The organism is Shewanella inventionis (genome assembly GCF_019931735.1).
Lineage (GTDB): Bacteria > Pseudomonadota > Gammaproteobacteria > Enterobacterales > Shewanellaceae > Shewanella > Shewanella inventionis.
This window is the reverse complement of record NZ_CP082926.1, coordinates 4,660,810-4,678,714: the sequence shown is the minus strand read 5'-3', so window position 1 is coordinate 4,678,714 and position 17,905 is coordinate 4,660,810. Positions and strand designations below refer to the sequence as shown.

The following is a 17,905-nucleotide window of genomic DNA, read 5'->3' as shown; positions in this document are numbered from 1 at the left end:
AAAACCAGCATAGCTGGTTTTTATGTTAATTGTCGGCCAGCGTTAACTGATGTTTAGCCATGGCGCGATATTAGCGAGATATTATTCAATATCTAGCGGCTCTGGAGATAAAATAACACCAGTATTATCAGCGTAAATATGATCGCCAGGTAAGAAGGTGACACCACCAAAGTTAACTGGAATTTCAACTTCACCAACGCCATTGCCTTCAGCGCCAACAGGAATAGATGCAATGGCTTGAATACCAATGTCTAGTTCTTCTAATGCGTCAACATCGCGCACCGAGCCATAAACAATAATACCTTCCCAGTTGTTTGCTACAGCAAGTTCGGCAATACGGGCATCAATAAGTGCACGACGTAATGAACCACCACCATCTACTAATAGTACTTTACCTTCACCATCTTCTTCTAAAGCATCAGCAATCAGGCCGTTATCTTCAAAACACTTAATGGTACTGATTGAGCCACCGAAGGAGCTGCAACCACCGTAGTTACTGAACATTGGTTCTACGACGTCAACTACATCAATATACATGTCGCAGAGTTCTGAGGTGTTGTATTCCATATTTAACTCCTGTTAGGCAGCAAGGGTAATTGCTGGGTAAAGCAAAGATAAATGAATTATATGAGCTTTTTACGAAAATAAAAGCCTTATCAATCACGCAATTGTTGTTAATCAACATAATGTTACTTTTATGCGGTTCACTGATTAGCCTAAATACAGAACAAAGAACATTTTTGGAAGTAATTTTCTTTCAAATTGAGGTAATTAGCCGATATATGTTGATTTAGGTCATCCTAATACGTTTTTTAATTACAATTTTTAGCGGCAGTTTGTTAGCATATTACTGAGTTATTTAATGTTAGTTTACAATTTATGCTAGCTTTAGGGGCACGGATCCCTCGTTACGCTTACGGAAGGCAGAGAGCCTGAAACAGAGGTTCTTATGGAAAATATCGACTTGATTGAAGTCTTAGGTTACGCAGCATCAGTGATGGTTGCTATTTCGCTGATGATGAAAGACATCATTTTATTAAGATGGTTAAACTTTGTAGGTTGTTCTTTTTTTGTTGCCTACGGGTATTCAATCGGGGCATGGCCAGTGGCAGGAATGAATGCCTTCGTTGCCTGTATTAATATTTATCACCTGGTTAAGATTTATCGTAACAAGCAGTTGCAAACTCAAATTGCCTAACAGTTTAGGCGTCACCTATATGACGCTCTAATGATAAAAACCTCTCAAGCTTATGTTTGAGAGGTTTTTTGTTAATTCCCTCTTATTAACCTTGTTTAGACAGTGTCATAAAACTTTAGACTAACTGTCACCTCGCGTTCATTGCACCTCTTTATTATTCGTCTTGATAACAAAAAAATAACTTTTGTTGGGTTAACCAATGTCCAACGTTTGGCATGGAGTCAAGCATGAAGATAAGTATCAGCGAGTTAGATAAATATTGGTTTTATTGGGTCGTGCAATTTAGCCGTGATAATCAACTTAGCCAGGCGGCTAAACGGGTTTCAGTCACGGGGGACGGCCATTATTACGTGTACCTATCTGTTGCACTGCTTTTTTTTCATCCTAATGGTCAGCACTTTTTTAATTTAGTGTTGGGCAGCTTTATTGTCGAATTCCCGTTGTATTTACTATTAAAAAATAGCATTAGGCGTCATCGACCTTGCCACGCACTGGCAGGATTTAACTCAGGTTTTGAGCCGTCTGATAAATTTAGTTTACCTTCTGGCCATACGGCGGGGGCATTTGTGTTTGCCAGTGTGATTAATGTGGTGTTCCCAGTGCTAGCCCCAATCGCATTTGCATGGGCTTGTTTTGTGGGGCTATCACGTATTGCCCTTGGTGTGCATTATCCGTTAGATATTTTTGCTGGAGCAGCGTTGGGTTCTGGCTCAGTAATATTGGTTGTGCAATTAATGCAGTAATTGCGCGTACATTTACTTTTTGTTGCATTGTTAAGTTAAGCCATTGAGGATGTCAGGCAGTATGAAAATTTTGTACGGTGTTCAAGGTACGGGGAATGGCCATATTAGTCGGGCAAGGGTAATGGCTAAAGCGCTTGGTCAGCATCAAATAGATGTCGATTTTTTATTTTCAGGACGTTCCCCCGATCAGTATTTTGATATGCAATGTTTTGCCGATTATCAAACACGAAATGGCATGACATTTATTACAGACAATGGCCGGGTGAATATTGTACAAACCGCGAAAAAAAATTTGATGGCGAATATTTTCTCTGAAATTAAACAACTGGATTTAAGCGGGTACGACCTTGTTTTGAATGATTTTGAACCGGTCACCGCCTGGGCTGCAAAACAACAGCATGTCCCTTCAATTGCTATAAGCCATCAAGCGGCGCTGAAATATCCGGTACCTAAGCAAGGCGCCAGCTGGTTTAATGAACTGTTGTTAAATCGCTTTGCTCCTGTCGATATTTCGCTTGGTTGTCATTGGCATCATTTTGGTTTTCCTATTTTACCGCCATTTGTTGAGGTCTCAACAAGCAGTGGTGATTATAGTCATCAAATTTTGGTGTATTTACCCTTCGAAGATGCCGACCGAATTGCTGAGTTTTTAGCGCCGTTTGATCAATATCAGTTTTTTGTTTATCACGGCCTAAAACCGTTAAAAGGCATGGCGGAACATATACATTGGCATGGTTTTAATCGTGAAGGATTTAAGCAACATATGTCGCAATGCGGTGGCGTGATTGGTAATGCTGGTTTTGAACTTGCCAGCGAAGCAATGACACTAGGGAAAAAGTTACTGGTTAAACCGCTATTAGGTCAATTTGAGCAACTCGCCAACGTGGCTGCGCTGCAATTATTGGCCGCGGCAGACAGTATGAATACATTAGATGTTGCGGTATTAAAGCGTTGGCTCAAATCGCCATCACCTAAACCTATTGCTTATCCTCAGGTGGGTGACGCATTGGTGGATTGGCTTAAAGCGGGTGATTGGCATCAGCCAGAAAGCTTATGCCACAACTTATGGTCGCAAGTTGAGTTACCTGAAAATTGGCATAAACGGCAGTAATGACGGCAGGGCTTGTTGCTGTTTATTTATCTTTTATGTTGAGAGATAACATCGCTTTAGGCAAGGCGGATAATTGCGGGCATAGTTGCCCTTAGTCGAGATGAATCAACACGACATAAAGCCATTTTAGCCACAATATTTATCAATACGCCCGAACGGTATCAATAAAAAAGTGCGTTAATACGCACTTTTTTATTAACGTGTTTGTACTGTGATTACGAATGGCGGTTATGCAGCACTTCTAACAGTTGATCTTCTAACTCAAAGCGCGATTCCATGGCTTGAGCCAATTGAGATAAATCTGAGTCCAATTGGTACAAGATGTTATCGTCAGTGGCTTCAGTGTATTTATCATTAAAATCGAGTGCGATATCGGTGCTTTCACTGATTTTTGGCAATAATTTATTTGCCGTTTCAATACTCGATTCGCCAAATTTTTCGCAAGCCTTTACCACATTATTGTAAACCTCAAAGTGGCCTTCAGAGACATAGTCGACTAATTGGTCACAGAAATCTTTTACTTGCTCAAGGCTGGGTAATGACTTTTCGGCACGCGAATAGGGCGCTAGGCCCGCAACGATAAAATATTGGATCAACAGTTTTCTGCGGTGATTAAGCCATTGATCGATTAATTTGTTAGCGCCGCCCCAGCGTTTTTCTGCTTTTTCTAAATTGGTTAGCATGTGTTTTCTCTAGTCAGCAACTTTTCTATAACATCTAATGTATTGGACAAAGTGTATTATGATCAACTGTTTTATTTATATTTTCAGGACCAACCAGCTAAGAGCGCTGAAAATGAGAATGGCAAACGATAGGCAATAAAAAACCCCGTGAAGGCATGCCATCACGGGGTAACGAAGTTTTCAAAGGCTCGATGTGTCGGGCTTCTTGATTGTTCTTGCTAGCGCACACTTTTTATACCAAACGACTTACATCTACGCAACGTTTAATCTGATTATTTGCGATTTATACGCCAGTATTGTGCATTTTGTGAGCAGTGAAGTGGATGTGTTAAAAAATTAACCATTAGATTTAGGAATAGCTCACATAAATCTCGCTTGAGTGGTTACATTAATCGCGTAAGTGCTAAACTAGCGCCCAGCAGAAATCATAACAGTCTAGGAAGAAAGCCCACATGGCAGAATTAAAGAATGATCGTTATTTACGTGCGTTGTTAAAGCAGCCAGTTGATGTCACTCCAGTATGGATGATGCGTCAAGCAGGTCGTTATTTACCAGAATACAAAGCAACTCGAGCTCAGGCTGGCGACTTTATGTCGTTATGTCGTAATGCTGAGTTGGCTTGCGAAGTGACGTTACAACCATTACGTCGTTATGATTTAGATGCTGCGATTTTATTCTCAGATATTTTGACTGTACCTGATGCGATGGGTCTTGGATTGTACTTTGAGACGGGTGAAGGTCCTCGTTTTGAGCGTCCAACAGATACGATTGATGCTATCAAAAAACTTTGCATCCCAGATCCAGAAGACGAGTTAGGTTACGTTATGCGTGCCGTGAGCACCATTCGTCGTGAACTTAACGGCGCAGTGCCATTAATTGGTTTTTCAGGTTCACCTTGGACGCTAGCCACTTATATGGTTGAAGGTGGCTCAAGCAAAACGTTTGAAAAAATCAAACGTATGGCGTATGCAGAACCTGCAGCATTGCACATGTTATTAGACAAGTTAGCTGACTCAGTAGTGTTATACCTTAACGCTCAGGTGGCTAACGGCGCACAATCGTTAATGATTTTCGACTCTTGGGGCGGTGCATTATCGCACCACGCTTACCGCGAATTCTCATTACGTTATATGCAAAAAATTGTTGATGGCTTAACCCGCTTTGCTGATGGCCGTAAAGTGCCAGTAACCTTATTTACTAAAGGCGGCGGATTATGGTTAGAAGCAATGGCTGAAACCGGTTGTGATGCATTAGGTTTAGACTGGACGGTTGATATTGGTGATGCACGTCGCCGCGTAGGTGATAAAGTGGCACTACAAGGCAACATGGATCCATCAATGTTGTATGCATCTCCTGAGCGTATTCATCAAGAAGTTGACCAAATTCTTGCAAGCTACGGTGAAGGTACCGGCCATGTATTTAACTTAGGTCATGGTATTCATCAGCATGTTGATCCTGAGCATGCGGGTTCATTTATCAACTCTGTACATGAGTTATCTAAGCAATATCACAAGTAATTATTGGTATTGGCTAATAAAAAAGCGAATCTTCGGATTCGCTTTTTTGTTGATAGTTTTTTGTTATTTAGCTTTTGAATGTGAGCAGTTAGTTTTTCTATTTTTCTATTTTACGACTTCTCAGTAATGCTTGTGAGCCGGAATCCAGCTGTTTTTTATGATTTTGATTTAGGTTTTATGGCCTGCGGCCATTAACGTCGTGGCGCTTCGCCCACACCAGACCAAGAGGAAACCAACGGCTGTTTCCTCTTTACTCTTTATAAAAGAATTGGCCCAGCCGCCACATCAAAATTATCATTCTTGTTACCAAACGATAGCTGCGATAATTTCGCGACGTGGTTGAATCCAGCTTTTAACTTCGTCTGAGTGTTCTTTAGCCTTATTCGTAAATGCTAACGCTTCAGATGGGGCGTCCCTTCCCCTCCAAAGCTACCCAGACATCCATGTCTGGACTCACGTCATTTTCTTAACGGCCTCAAGTTCAGAGTTGAATTTTGGCATTTCAAGCTGAGGCATCTAACTCATTTATCTGGATAAAGGCATGTTAGCTACTGTCTCATGGTCCTAACTTTAATATCGTCCTAACTCTAACGTCGTCCCGGCAATGCTTTTGAGCCGGGATCCAAGTGTTTTGCTTTTTATGATTTAGGCCAAACGAGATCAAGAGTGGCCTATGGAAGTAGGCCAACTAGAGCTATTAACTCAAACAAAACTAAGATGTTAGGCAACGATACTCAATGAAATCACTTCTATGACACGCGGTAAACCCATCCTTGGGCGCTCTGCGAAAACATCCATGTTTTCGAAGGTCATAGCCGCGATTACATCCGCCGTATGGGTATCTTCGATTTAACCTTGTTTGTAATTGGAAGAACTAACGCATTTATGGACAGAAACGTGCTAGATTATTTGCACTAATTCGGATGGTTCAGATGAGAAAAATATAGGTCTAACGTCCCCGATGCGAATTAAACAGTCCTTTGTGCAATATCAAAGAATAAAAAATTCTACATGACTAAATTCAACGTCATAAGGGCAGTAGCTACCACATTCGAGACATTAACCATTTATATGAAAGTACATTTGGGGCATTTTAATTCTGCTGCAATAGCTGATATTGCAGCTCCATTTAAAATTCTCGTTATTAAAAAATGACGATCTTCATAAGTTAACTTCATAAATTTAACTCTGAATCTATACTTTTAATTCTTTCAAGGTGTTTTTCAGGAGCCATTTGATTAGATAGAAATCCAACAAAAACAACATCATTATCTCTTTTTAAATAATAGAAAACATGCTTGCCATCTGGAAATCTATAGCCATCCTTAGAAACCTCATAAATGGACAATCCCAGATTTGGATTATTAGCTAAAGCTTGCATTCTTTTTCGCAAGACCTCTTTGTACTTTAACCATTGAGGATTTCCCCACTTTTTGATTGTGTACTTGCGAATAGACTCTAAATCTTTTCTTGCATGGCCTCTAAGTAAGAATGGTGTATTTTTCATTAATCATACTTTCCAGAATCTAACTCATCTAAAAAGTCATTACCGTCCATAAGATCATCTTCATCAATATTTTCGAAGCGTGATCGAACAAGCTCCATCTTCAATTCTTCAAAACGATTGTATTCTTCACAGGAGACAATCCCCCTGTGTCAGGATAGTTGTCGCCTCAGTTTTTCATAAAAATAAAACAGGGAGCGGTAAGTTAGTTATGAATGAAGCATTATCCAGAAGAGCATAAGCAAGCCGTCATTAGAAAGCTCCTTGAAAGTGGCTTATCATTAGGCCAATTCGCAAAGCTAGAAAGTATCAACTTATCTACTTTGTATTCATGGCGAGATAAGTATTTAAAAGTAGGTTCTAGTTTGGCAGAGAGTAATAATTTAGATGGTTGGTCACCAGAGCAAAAGTTCTCAATTGTTTTAGAAACGTCAGCATTAAGCGAAATTGAGTTAAGTGAGTATTGCCGTGAAAAAGGGCTTTACCCTGAACAAGTTAAAGAATGGAAGCAAAGCTGTATTGCAGGCAATCAAACACAAGCCCAGCAGCGTAAGCAATTAGCCCAAGAGCGAAAAGCCGACCGTAAGCGAATTAAAGAGCTAGAAAAAGAGTTAAAACGTAAGGATGCAGCCCTAGCTGAAACCGCGGCATTATTGGTGTTAAGAAAAAAGTTAAATGCCTACTGGGGGGAAGACGAGGACAGTTAACCTCACTCTCAGATAGGCTGCATTACACATCCTTGATTGATAATGCCGTTACCTCAGGCGCAAGAAAAGAGAAAGCCTGTGAAGAAATTGGTTTGTCTATACGGACGTTACAGCGCTGGCAAGAAGGCGGTGAAATCATCGGTGATAAAAGGCCTATAGCGGATAGACCCCAGCCCCCAAATAAGCTAACAGAGGAAGTGCATATTCTCATGCATCGCGATCACCTAATACCATCTAAGCCGATCACCTAATACCATTCATCGCGATCACTCAATACCATCGATGCCGATCACTTTTCGGTCAAAATAGTATTGAGTGATCGGCTTGAATAGTACCGTTCGTTTTTTGTACTTTTTTGTCTGCCAGTAGGTGTTTTTAACCGTTATTCTTTTCATTTTTGATGATGAGAATGACCATGCCAACGGCACCTATTTCAATGCGTAAACTCAAAGAAATTTTAAGACTAAAATACGGCTGTAAACTCAGTCATCGTCAGATAGCAAAAAGCTTATCTGTTTCACCCTCAATCGTGTCTAAATATGCCTGTAAATCAGCAGAGCTAGACATTACTTGCTGGCCGCTTGATGAGAAGTGGGATGATAACGCTCTACAACAAGCGTTTTTCAAAACAAAGCCTCGTTTAAAAGGCTTTACCATTCCTGACTGGTCGTTAGTTCAACAAGAGCTTCGGCCTAAAACCATGACGTTGTTGCTGCTTTGGGAAGAATACAAAGAGCGGCACGCGGAAGGTTTTTACAGTTACACTCACTTCTGCCGTCAGTACAAGGCATGGCTTAAATGCCAAAAACCCTCGATGCGACAAAACCATAAAGCTGGTGAAAAACTGTTTGTGGATTACTGTGGCCCAACCATGAGTATTGTTGATAGAAGTACAGGCGAATGCCGTACTGCACAAGTGTTCGTCGCGGTCATGGGGGCATCAAATTATACCTATGCCGAAGCGACTTACAGCCAGAAACTTGAAGATTGGGTGATGAGTCATGCCCGTTGTTTTGAGTTTCTTGGTGGTGTTCCTGAGCAGATCATTCCTGACAACCTTAAAAGTGCCGTCACCAAACCCTGCCGATATGAGCCTGACTTAAACCCAACCTACCAACAACTAGCGACGCATTACGATACCGTCATTGTGCCTGCAAGACCCTATAAACCAAAGGATAAAGCCAAGGCTGAAGTGGGTGTACAAATTGTTGAACGTTGGATCATGGCACGTCTTCGTAATGAAACCTTCTTTAGCTTGCGTCAATTAAATCTAAAGATTCAAGAATTACTCATCGATTTAAATCAGCGACAAATGAAAAAACATCCTGGCTCACGATTAAGTCAATTTGAAGCCATTGATAAACCAGCGTTAAAACCATTGCCCATGCTGCCTTACAGCTACACCTTAGTGAAACAAGTGAGCGTACATATTGATTATCATATTGAGATTGAAAAGCACTATTACTCAGTGCCACATACCTTGATCAAGCAAAAACTTGAAGCACATGCCTCAGGAAAATTGGTGACACTCTACCATCAAGGCATACGAGTCGCTGTTCACCCCAGATCATACCGAGAAGGTGCGCATACAACACTTGAGCTACATATGCCTATCGCTCACCAAAAACAACAGCAATGGACACCGCAGCGATTTGAGCGCTGGGCAAGTCAGTTTGGTAAATCAACCGAGCAGTTTGTTATGCAATTGATGCAAGCTAAAAAGCATCCAGAGCAAAGCTACCGTGCTTGTATGGGGTTATTAAGCCTAGGTAAGAAGTTTACAGACCAACGTCTTGAAGCCGCCTGTCATCGCGCATTAGCCACAGGTGTTACTCGCGTAAAACAAGTGAAAACCATCTTAGAAAAAGGCTTGGATAAGCAACCCTTGCCACAAGCTCAGGGTGATTCGCTACAAGATATTGATCATAAAAATATCCGCGGCAATAACTATTACCATTAATAAAAACTAACCAATCAAAGGAAATCTTATGAAAAATATCAATCAACAAGTCAATAACCAGTTAAGTAACTTAAAGCTAAGCGGCATACGTGATGCGCTATTACAGCAACTTGAACAACCTAATCTATACGTAGAACAAAGCTTCGAAGAGCGGCTAAGTTTATTGCTTGAGCATGAAATAACGCAGCGTGACCAGCGTAAAATTGACCGCCTAACTCGACAAGCAAAGTTCAGAGTTGGCGGCACGCTTGCTCAACTCAACTATGGCGCAGCACGACAACTCGATAAAACTCAGATCCGTTCATTAGCACAAGGTGAATGGCTTCGCCTTCACCAAAATATTTTGATTACGGGAGCAACGGGGTGTGGAAAAACTTACCTCGCTTGCGCTCTTGGTCAAAACCACTGCCAACAAGGGAGTAGCGTTTATTATTTTAGGCTCAAGGAGCTATTAGAAAAGATGTTCTTAGCGCAAGCCGATGGTAGTTATCGAAAACTGATCAATAAGCTTAGCTCTGCTAATTTACTGATCTTAGATGATTGGGGATTAGAGCCATTAACGGCTCAACAACGTAGTGATTTATTGGAATTAATTGATGCAAGATATGATACAAAATCGACATTAATTGCCAGTCAATTACCGATCGAAAATTGGTATGAAATGATAGGAGAATCGACACATGCTGATGCGATTCTAGATCGACTTGTTCACGGAGCAATAAAGTTGGAATTAAAAGGCGAATCGATGCGAAAAAAACTAAATACCTTGACTGAAGCCGATCACTGAAGCTAGATTTTACGGAGGTCTACTGGCGAACAAAAAAGTGATCGGCTTGAATGGTATTGACCGATCGGCATCATGGTATTACGCAGGAAGAACAGCAAGCCATATTAGCTATCAGTAATCAAGAAGAATACGCTAATTTAGGGCCAAGCCAGATAGTACCAATGCTGGCAGATAATGGGCAATATATCGCTTCTGAATCAAGCTTTTATCGTGTGCTGAAGGCCAACAACCAACTCACTCATCGAGGAAAAGAAAAACCTAAAGGTAGCCGAGCTAAGCCTAGGGGGTACACAGCGACAGGACCAAATCAAGTGTGGACCTGGGATATCAGCTACTGTCCTTCAACAGTGATTGGACGGTTTTTCTACCTTTACATGATAATCGACATTTTCAGTCGTAAAATTGTGGGTTGGGAAGTTCATGATAGTGAATCAGGTGACTATGCTGCAAAGTTGCTTGAGCGAACTCTCTGGGCTGAGAAATGCGTTAAACAAAACGTGGTATTGCACTCAGATAACGGCAGTCCGATGAAATGCTTAACGATGCAGTCCAAGATGCTTGAAATGGGAGTAATAGGCTCTCGTAGTCGTCCAGGTGTCAGCAATGATAATCCGTACTCGGAATCACTGTTTCGCACGGTCAAATACAGCCACCGCTGGCCAAGTGAAGGCTTTAAAAGCCTTGAAGATGCAAGAACTTGGGTGAAAGACTTCGCGAATTGGTACAACAATGAGCACAGACATAGTCGTATCAAATTCGTGATACCCGCACAACGTCATCATGGTGAAGATAAAGCGATATTGGCAAAACGCCGTGAGTTATACAAAAAAGCGCAAAAAATTAACCCTAACCGCTGGTCAAATGGCACCAGAAACTGGGATGAAATCGGTGAGGTGGAGTTAAACCCAGAGAACAAAAAAGAAGCAGCTTAACAGCTTAGGCGACAACTACCTTGAAAAACGCCGCAATAACTGCGACAGGATTGCCGTTCTTTTTAATTTCAATAGGTTCCGATTGAACTTTTAAAAGCATCTTACCGAAATTGGTTTTTGCTTCATTTGCATTTAGTGTAAGCATCTAAAGACCCTCATCTTGATTAAATACACATTAATACAATCGAACAAAACAGTCAAATCGAACGATATATTCATTTTCAAGATTGGCAGGTATTATATCCAGAACCAATACAGAAATGGATCAGCGCCATAAAAGTACAAGCATTGGCTAACTAAAAGGTTCTCGCTGACGGAACCCATACCTTTCCGACAGCTGAGAAAAAGTATTGCAATGAGGTTAGTGCTGCGTTGGACGAATTGCTGATGTAAACTCATTTTGGGGCTTAAACGTGTTGGTAGATTGACGTTAAAATGGATAAATTCAACTCTGAACTTGAGGCCGTTGAAGAAAATAGCGTGAGCCTGACAGGACGTCAGGCTAGCTTTCGCGGTACAGGATGTACCATCGGAAGCGTTAGCATTTTCGAATAAGACCGAAGAATACCAAAGCGAAGTTAAATGCTGGATCTATTTCCGTCGCAATTTTTTCGCTGCTGTTGTTTGGTTAAATAGCGAAAATGTTGCCGGAACGGCAGGGTGATCCAAGAGGGGATTGCTGTTGATCCCCTTTTGGCCCGTGCAGGGTGGAACCTTGCGATCTAAATTCAAACGAAGTTTGATAAATCGGGTGTGGGCGAAGCGTCACGACGTTAGTGGCCGTAGGCCATATTGTTAACTCACAGTAACTCAAATTTTTGTTAGGAGTTAGTTCTAATTCTTCTGTTTAGATATAATTGATTTTGTTTACTTTGAAGCTTAATGATAAACAAAACTGAGTCAGTACCAATTGAAGATACGATGAAATCGCTGATTATTTGCGATTCAAAAATGAGATTAACTCTGCGTCACCAGCTCTATCTTAAATTCACTGCCCACCCCTGGTTGGCTGTCGATTTCAATTCTGCATTTTAATAAGCCTAATAATTGCCTGACAATGGCGAGTCCGACGCCAAGTTGTGGCAAGCTTTGGTTGGGTTCAAATGACAATGTGGTCATCGACAATTGTTTGAGGGCATCAACTTCATGTTTGTGCATGCCAGCGCCAGTGTCGCGCACGGTTAACCATTGTTGGCCATTGTGTTGTGTGTTGATAATTTGAATTTTGCCGCCAGCGGGTGTGTAGCGCAGGGCGTTGTCGACTAAGTTGTTGAGTATGCGGCGCATTAATGTGGGGTCGGTATAGATTTGTTCAGCATGATTGATGTCAAAATCAAGCTGTACTCCCAGCTTTTTAGCCCGCGGAGTAAAGGTTTGTTCAATGTCGCTGAGTAATTCAGTTAAGTTTACCTGCTGTAATTGTGCATCGATTTGGCCGTTTTCTAATGCGGCGAGTTCTAATAACTGGGCGAGCAATTGCTGTAAGGTTTGGCCTGAGTTGGCAGCATATTGAATTAAGGCTTCGTCGCGCTCATCTTCGGGTAAAATAAGCCAGGTATCGATATAGCCTAATAGCGCGGTAAGTGGCGTTTTTAGGTCATGAGACAGATGCAATAAAAAGTCATGCTTAGCTTGTTGTTGGCGCTTAACTTGCTGTTGTTGCAGCTGAATTTCTTGCAGTAGGTGATTAATATGATGACTCAGTTGGCTTATCTCTAAACTGCCTCGATAGCGCTGCGGCAGCATTAGATTGTCTGACATAGGCTTATCTTTTAACTCTGTTAAGTCTTGGGCTAATTTTTGGATCGGCCGAGTAAAGTAGCGCAATAAAATTACAAACAGCACTAAGGCAAAAATGATCCAGAAACCTATGGTTGCGCCCCAAATTTTAGGTTGGTTTTCGGCGTTGATCAGTGCTTGCCAGCTGTCGTAATCTTCTCCTCCAATAATCACATACAAATAACCGCTGTGCAGACCTTCTGGTGTTACAAGTTTACTAACAGAAAAAATCTTTTGGGTGTCTTCACTGCGAGGATCGCTGCCAAGCACTGGCAGGTTTTCGCCAGCTAAAAATTGCTTAATTATATGAGTATCAACGCGGTGGGTTTTAATTTTTTCGTCTTTGGCATCATAAGCAATCACTTTGCCATTAGGGTCTAGAGTGTATATTTCAAAGCTTGGGCCTAGCAGCATAAAATCGTGAAAGGCTTCTTTCAGTGCGGCGTCTGAGGTAATACCTTGAGACAGCAGCGGATTGATATGAGCCATGTGATCGGCCAATTCACGATGCAGTGATTGCTGTATTTGGTTGCGGCTAAACTCATGATTAAGTTGCAGCCATTGCCATAAGGCAACAAATAACAGTAATACAACCAGTGTTGCGGCTAGAAATAATCGGTTAAATAAGCGATTCATTAGTGGGTTTGCACCTCTGGTGGTGAAAATTTATAACCTACGCCCCACACTGTTTTAACTAAGTCGTGTTCGGGTGAACACTGCGATAGTTTATTGCGTAATCGATTGATATGGCTGTTTACTGTGTGCTCGTAACCGTCGTAGTTGTAACCCCATACAGCCTCGAGTAATTGCATCCGGCTAAAAACTTGTTGTGGGTGTTTGGCTAAAAACAGCAGTAAGTCAAATTCGCGGGCGGTGAGGGTTAGTGCTTTGTTGAATGCTTTGACTTCGCGGGTACTAGAGTTAATGGTGACACTATTAAATTCAATTTGTTGGGTTTGTTCTTGCTGGGCTTTACCACGTCTTAATAATGCTTTCACGCGTGCGCGCAGTTCTAACACGCTAAAGGGTTTTACTAGGTAATCGTCGGCTCCGGCCTCAAGACCTAATACCACATCTGCTTCTGAGTCTTTAGCGGTTAATAGCATTAGCGGGACTTCCTTACCGGCTTGGCGTAATTGCTCACACAACATAATGCCGTCACCATCGGGGAGCATGCGATCCAATAAAATTAAATCGAGCTTTTTATGTTCAATAATCTGCATGGCTTGCTTTAATGTGGTGGCGTGATCAACTTGGTAGTTGAGCGCTTTGAGGTTGAGGATAAGTAATTTAGCTAGGTCTTGTTCATCTTCTACCAGCAAAATATGTTGCGGGCATACATGGCCGTTATGTTTAATGGTTCCATTCATGTTGAGTTCCTCAAAGCAAATCCAGTCGTTGCATTAACAACTAGACCAGCCTTGAGGCGAATAAATTTCAGTGTGGTGGAAATTTATTCAGTTCTGGTGATGGTGACGGCCATTACTGGATTATCAAAACGGTGCGATGCATCAAGAACTGAGTCTGCTAAGCCGTCATACATTGACATCACCCCTGGATGAATATGGACAAAGTCAACATCATCACGTGTGGCGTTAAAGCCTTCGCCGCCATCAGCAGGACCTGGCAGAGTGCCTTTGGCTTCACTGTTTGCCTCGGTGCCCGCATCATAGGCCATAAACTTCATTGAGCTTGAGGCGTCTACTTGCATACCTGCAATGCTGTAGCTGTTTATGCCGGTAAAAGCGTCGTTAGTGTTAACTAGCATGGTCGCTAGGCTAATACTTGCAACGTCTGTTTCATCTAATGTGAGTGTGAGGGTTTCACTTGCGCCAGGCATTAATAAGCCTGCACCGTTAACGCTGCTAGTCAGCACATCTAATGCGGCGATATCAGCGGTATCACCACCTTCAGCCATTTTCTCTATGGCTTCGCTTGCCATTTCACCTGCGTTCCACAACATGGCATCACTAGCATGAGCGGCTAAAATCACCGGCGACATGGGCTGGTTTGCGGTGAGGTTAGTGACGGTAACCGTGAAAGTTTGCATCACTGGTGCTGGTGGTGTCTCGTCAACGGTGTCATTGTCATCATCGCCACACGCAGTTAATAAGGTGGCCGCTGCCAACATGGCCAGTAAACTAGGCTTTAATGTAAAATCAGTGGGTTTCATGGGCTACCTCCTTATTTTACTGTTACCACAACTTTGGCAACAGGGTTCAACCAGCGGTGTACGCGGCTGTCTAGGTCACTCATGCCACCTGCTGGGTCCATGTCTCCTAGTACGCCAGGGTGAGTATGTACGTTGCTGTTATCAGAACTGTCCATTACGCCTGTACCGTTAGCTCCACCATCGCCGCCAGGTGCAGCAGGAATACCCGGTACTCCAGACATGCCACCACCATTAATGATTTCATCATTGGCTTCGGTACCAGCATCATACGCATTAACGTACATAGTATAAGTGCCCGCTTCTGTTGGAATTTCCCAGCCATCTAGCCCTACAAAGGCATCGTTGGTTGGCAATACCATGGCCACAATCGATAAGTGAGTGTTATCGCCAGTATCAAGCATCACTTCGCTGACACTCATGCCTGCGGCTAGTAAGCCCATTGTGGGGTTGGCTGATGTGACGCCAGCATTACCTGTTACAGCAGCATCTAAATCGGCAATATCGCCACCCTCAGCCATTTTTTGTAAAGCTGCCGAGGCTTCAGTACCTACTTGAAACAGATGGCTGTCAGCGTCGTGAGCAGCGATCAAAAGAGGGGTAAAGTGGTTTCCGTGGGTTAAATTGGTCACGCTAACTTCAATATCTGCAGCTAAAGTTGGAAGGCTAAATAATCCAGCAGCCATAAGGCTTGCAGTCACTAATGTACGTTTCATAACCGAGCTCCTTTTGTTTAATTGCAGTCAGTATGCGCTAGGAGTTTCACCAGGTTATTGCCAAATTATCACAAAAGTTTAACATCGTAGCTGGCTATATTGGCGTGTGATAAAGTGTGCTTAAACAACTAAAAATAGTAGATATGATGATTAGAGAATTGACCCACGCTGACTTTGACGCAGTGATTGCTTTAGGCGAAGAGGTTCACGGCAGTGGTTATATGGACCTTGCTGAATTAACGGCGATTTATCACAAAGGCATTAAAAATGGCATAAATGCCAATTTTGTCGCAATTGAAAACAATCAGCTAATTGGTTTTAGGTTGACCTATGCCGCAGGGCAGTGGCCGCAAGACCAATGGTGCACGGTAGACAAGTGGGGTGTTGCATTTGAGGATGTGTGTTATTTCAAGTCAAACACCATTGCCGAAGCTGCCCGAGGTAAAGGCCTTGGTGGGCAATTATTAGCAGCATCCAAAGCGGCGGTTATTGCCCAAGGCGCTAAAGCGGGAGTGAGCCATTTATGGCAACAAAGCCCTAATAATGCAGCGGTACGTTATTTTACCAAAGCCGGGGGCGTGTTAATTGCCGAGCACCCACAACGCTGGCATCAGCGTTACATGGGTGAAGAGTATATTTGCGTCATTTGCGATCACGACTGCCACTGTGTCGCCTGTGAAATGCTGTTAACGTTCTAGTATCGCTTAATCATTACAATAAGAAGAATAACTTTATGTATGATCCACTTGTTAACGCTCATCCTAACAATCAACCTTTTGCGCCAAGCTATTGGGCGACGACACAGGCATTGGGTGCTGCAACAGCGCCATTGTCGGGTCGGCAGCATACCGATGTCGCAATTATTGGCGGCGGCTATACTGGGCTGTTAACTGCGTATTATTTGGCAAGTGAGTTTAATATTGATTGTCATGTGTTGGAGGCCAATCAAGTCGGATTTGGTGCCAGCGCCCGTAATGCTGGTTTTGTGTTAAAAGGCTCGGGCCGTTTAGGGTATGCCGCCATGACCAAGCGTTGGGACTTAGCTACAACCAAAGGTATTTACGATGAGTTTACCCAAGCTGTTGCTAGGGTTGACGGATTAATTAAACAGCACAATATTGCCTGTGAGCCACAAGAAGCGGGTTACTTAAAAGTGGCCCATAATCCCAAAGCGCTCGTTACACTGCAAAATGCGGCTCAGTATATTCAACAACACCTTGCTGATGGCCAAGACAGCGGCGCTGAGTTTATTAATAGCGGAGATTTTAGAACGCAATATTTAGATCATCACCAAGCCTATGGAGCTTTGCGCTTAAAAGATGGTTTTGGCCTTAACCCGCTTAAATTATTGCTCGGTTATAAGGACATGGTACAGGCGCAAGGGGTGACGATTTCTGAGCAATCATGTGTATTAGAGTGGGTTGAAGAGGGCGCTAAACATCGTTTAATCACCGCCAATGGTGAGTTGATTGCCAATAAGGTGATTATGGCGGGCAATGCCTATACGCCTAAACGATTTAATCAGCGTGTTGACGATAAATTTTTGCCGATATTAAGCAATGTGATTGTTACCGAGCCGCTCACTCCGCAAGAACTGGCACAAGCAGGATTGCATACCTACCAAGTCACCATGGACACGCGTATTTTAAAATACTATTACCGTTTACTGCCCGACAACCGTTTATTGTTTGGTGGCCGAGGTGCTGTATGGGGGAAAGATGCGGCTAATCCTGTATATGGTGAGCGATTAAAAATGGCACTTAATAAGTGCTTCCCAAGTTTATCGAGCAAAGCGATTGCCTATAACTGGACTGGTTGGATTGCTGCTGCAATGGACGATATGCCTCATGTGTATAGCAAGGAAGGAGTAGGATACAGCCTTGGGTATTGCGGTGCGGGTGTGTCGTTTTGCAGCCAAGCTGCGTATCGGTTAGCACAAAGCATTGCAGGTGAAACCTTGCCCAATCTGCCTTTATATCAGCAAGCGCTACCTAAATTCCCCTTTACCCAAGCAAGACGCCTTGGGCAATGGGGTTATTATCATTATGGTTGGTTAAAAGACCGCTTTGGCTAACTGTCCATTTTTACCTTGTATGTT

Annotated in this window: 18 protein-coding genes and 1 pseudogene; 11 read left to right on the top strand and 8 right to left on the bottom strand. The window is 42.6% G+C overall.

Annotated elements, in window-relative coordinates; genetic code table 11:
• Positions 1–81 precede the first annotated feature (81 nt).
• Positions 82–567: a ribonuclease E activity regulator RraA gene (rraA, locus tag K8B83_RS20975; protein WP_188740578.1), complete on the bottom strand. Its 486-nt coding sequence runs from the start codon at positions 565–567 to the stop codon at positions 82–84.
• 382 nt (positions 568–949) lie between these two features.
• Between rraA and K8B83_RS20970 the strand changes: the two genes are divergently transcribed.
• The 3 genes from K8B83_RS20970 (at position 950) to K8B83_RS20960 (ending at position 3,052) form a co-directional block, all read left to right on the top strand.
• Positions 950–1,198: a YgjV family protein gene (locus tag K8B83_RS20970; RefSeq protein WP_188740579.1), complete on the top strand. Its 249-nt coding sequence runs from the start codon at positions 950–952 to the stop codon at positions 1,196–1,198.
• Between the two features lie 227 nt (positions 1,199–1,425).
• Positions 1,426–1,941: a phosphatase PAP2 family protein gene (locus K8B83_RS20965; protein ID WP_188740580.1), complete on the top strand. Its 516-nt coding sequence runs from the start codon at positions 1,426–1,428 to the stop codon at positions 1,939–1,941.
• A 61-nt stretch (positions 1,942–2,002) separates the two neighbouring features.
• Positions 2,003–3,052 (top strand): MJ1255/VC2487 family glycosyltransferase, encoded by a 1,050-nt coding sequence (locus K8B83_RS20960; protein ID WP_188740581.1) that lies wholly within the window; start codon positions 2,003–2,005, stop codon positions 3,050–3,052.
• 215 nt (positions 3,053–3,267) lie between these two features.
• Here the strand turns inward: K8B83_RS20960 and rsd are convergent, their stop codons facing one another.
• The gene (rsd, locus tag K8B83_RS20955; protein WP_188740582.1) at positions 3,268–3,735 is read right to left on the bottom strand and encodes a sigma D regulator; all 468 of its coding nucleotides are present in this window, start codon (positions 3,733–3,735) and stop codon (positions 3,268–3,270) included.
• 452 nt (positions 3,736–4,187) lie between these two features.
• On the opposite strand from rsd, the gene hemE reads away from it, so the two are divergent.
• The gene (gene hemE, locus K8B83_RS20950) at positions 4,188–5,252 is read left to right on the top strand and encodes a uroporphyrinogen decarboxylase (protein WP_188740583.1); all 1,065 of its coding nucleotides are present in this window, start codon (positions 4,188–4,190) and stop codon (positions 5,250–5,252) included.
• Positions 5,253–6,426: 1,174 nt separating this feature from the next.
• Here the strand turns inward: hemE and K8B83_RS20945 are convergent.
• On the bottom strand, positions 6,427–6,759 hold the full coding sequence (locus K8B83_RS20945) for a type II toxin-antitoxin system RelE/ParE family toxin (RefSeq protein ID WP_188741286.1): 333 nt from the start codon (positions 6,757–6,759) through the stop codon (positions 6,427–6,429).
• Between the two features lie 212 nt (positions 6,760–6,971).
• On the opposite strand from K8B83_RS20945, the gene K8B83_RS20940 reads away from it, so the two are divergent.
• From K8B83_RS20940 to K8B83_RS20920, 5 genes and pseudogenes are all read left to right on the top strand, one after another.
• Complete coding sequence (locus K8B83_RS20940; RefSeq protein ID WP_223418792.1) at positions 6,972–7,463, top strand: transposase; 492 nt, start codon at positions 6,972–6,974, stop codon at positions 7,461–7,463.
• Between the two features lie 32 nt (positions 7,464–7,495).
• On the top strand, positions 7,496–7,714 hold the full coding sequence (locus tag K8B83_RS20935; RefSeq protein ID WP_223418790.1) for a hypothetical protein: 219 nt from the start codon (positions 7,496–7,498) through the stop codon (positions 7,712–7,714).
• Between the two features lie 164 nt (positions 7,715–7,878).
• Positions 7,879–9,423 (top strand): IS21-like element ISShfr5 family transposase, encoded by a 1,545-nt coding sequence (gene istA / locus K8B83_RS20930; protein WP_223418788.1) that lies wholly within the window; start codon positions 7,879–7,881, stop codon positions 9,421–9,423.
• 28 nt (positions 9,424–9,451) lie between these two features.
• A complete protein-coding gene (gene istB / locus K8B83_RS20925) occupies positions 9,452–10,210 on the top strand; it encodes an IS21-like element ISShfr5 family helper ATPase IstB (RefSeq protein ID WP_011637026.1) in 759 nt (252 codons plus the stop codon).
• 77 nt (positions 10,211–10,287) lie between these two features.
• Positions 10,288–11,142 (top strand): annotated as a pseudogene (locus K8B83_RS20920) (IS3 family transposase); the annotation flags it as partial.
• A gap of 4 nt (positions 11,143–11,146) precedes the next feature.
• Here K8B83_RS20920 and K8B83_RS20915 read toward each other — a convergent pair.
• The 5 genes from K8B83_RS20915 to K8B83_RS20895 form a co-directional block, all read right to left on the bottom strand.
• A complete protein-coding gene (locus tag K8B83_RS20915; RefSeq protein ID WP_223418786.1) occupies positions 11,147–11,287 on the bottom strand; it encodes a type II toxin-antitoxin system Phd/YefM family antitoxin in 141 nt (46 codons plus the stop codon).
• A gap of 812 nt (positions 11,288–12,099) precedes the next feature.
• Positions 12,100–13,557, bottom strand: coding sequence for a sensor histidine kinase (locus K8B83_RS20910; RefSeq protein ID WP_188741105.1), 1,458 nt, complete (start codon positions 13,555–13,557; stop codon positions 12,100–12,102).
• Positions 13,557–14,291: a response regulator transcription factor gene (locus K8B83_RS20905; protein ID WP_188741104.1), complete on the bottom strand. Its 735-nt coding sequence runs from the start codon at positions 14,289–14,291 to the stop codon at positions 13,557–13,559. The genes K8B83_RS20910 and K8B83_RS20905 overlap by 1 nt, the downstream gene beginning before the upstream one ends.
• Positions 14,292–14,374: 83 nt before the next feature.
• Complete coding sequence (locus K8B83_RS20900) at positions 14,375–15,094, bottom strand: spondin domain-containing protein (protein WP_188741103.1); 720 nt, start codon at positions 15,092–15,094, stop codon at positions 14,375–14,377.
• Positions 15,095–15,105: 11 nt separating this feature from the next.
• Entirely contained in the window at positions 15,106–15,807 is a 702-nt protein-coding gene (locus tag K8B83_RS20895) for a spondin domain-containing protein (protein ID WP_188741102.1), read from the bottom strand.
• Between the two features lie 146 nt (positions 15,808–15,953).
• On the opposite strand from K8B83_RS20895, the gene K8B83_RS20890 reads away from it, so the two are divergent.
• On the top strand, positions 15,954–16,505 hold the full coding sequence (locus K8B83_RS20890) for a GNAT family N-acetyltransferase (protein WP_188741107.1): 552 nt from the start codon (positions 15,954–15,956) through the stop codon (positions 16,503–16,505).
• A gap of 35 nt (positions 16,506–16,540) precedes the next feature.
• On the top strand, positions 16,541–17,881 hold the full coding sequence (locus K8B83_RS20885) for an NAD(P)/FAD-dependent oxidoreductase (RefSeq protein ID WP_188741101.1): 1,341 nt from the start codon (positions 16,541–16,543) through the stop codon (positions 17,879–17,881).
• Positions 17,882–17,905 lie beyond the last annotated feature (24 nt).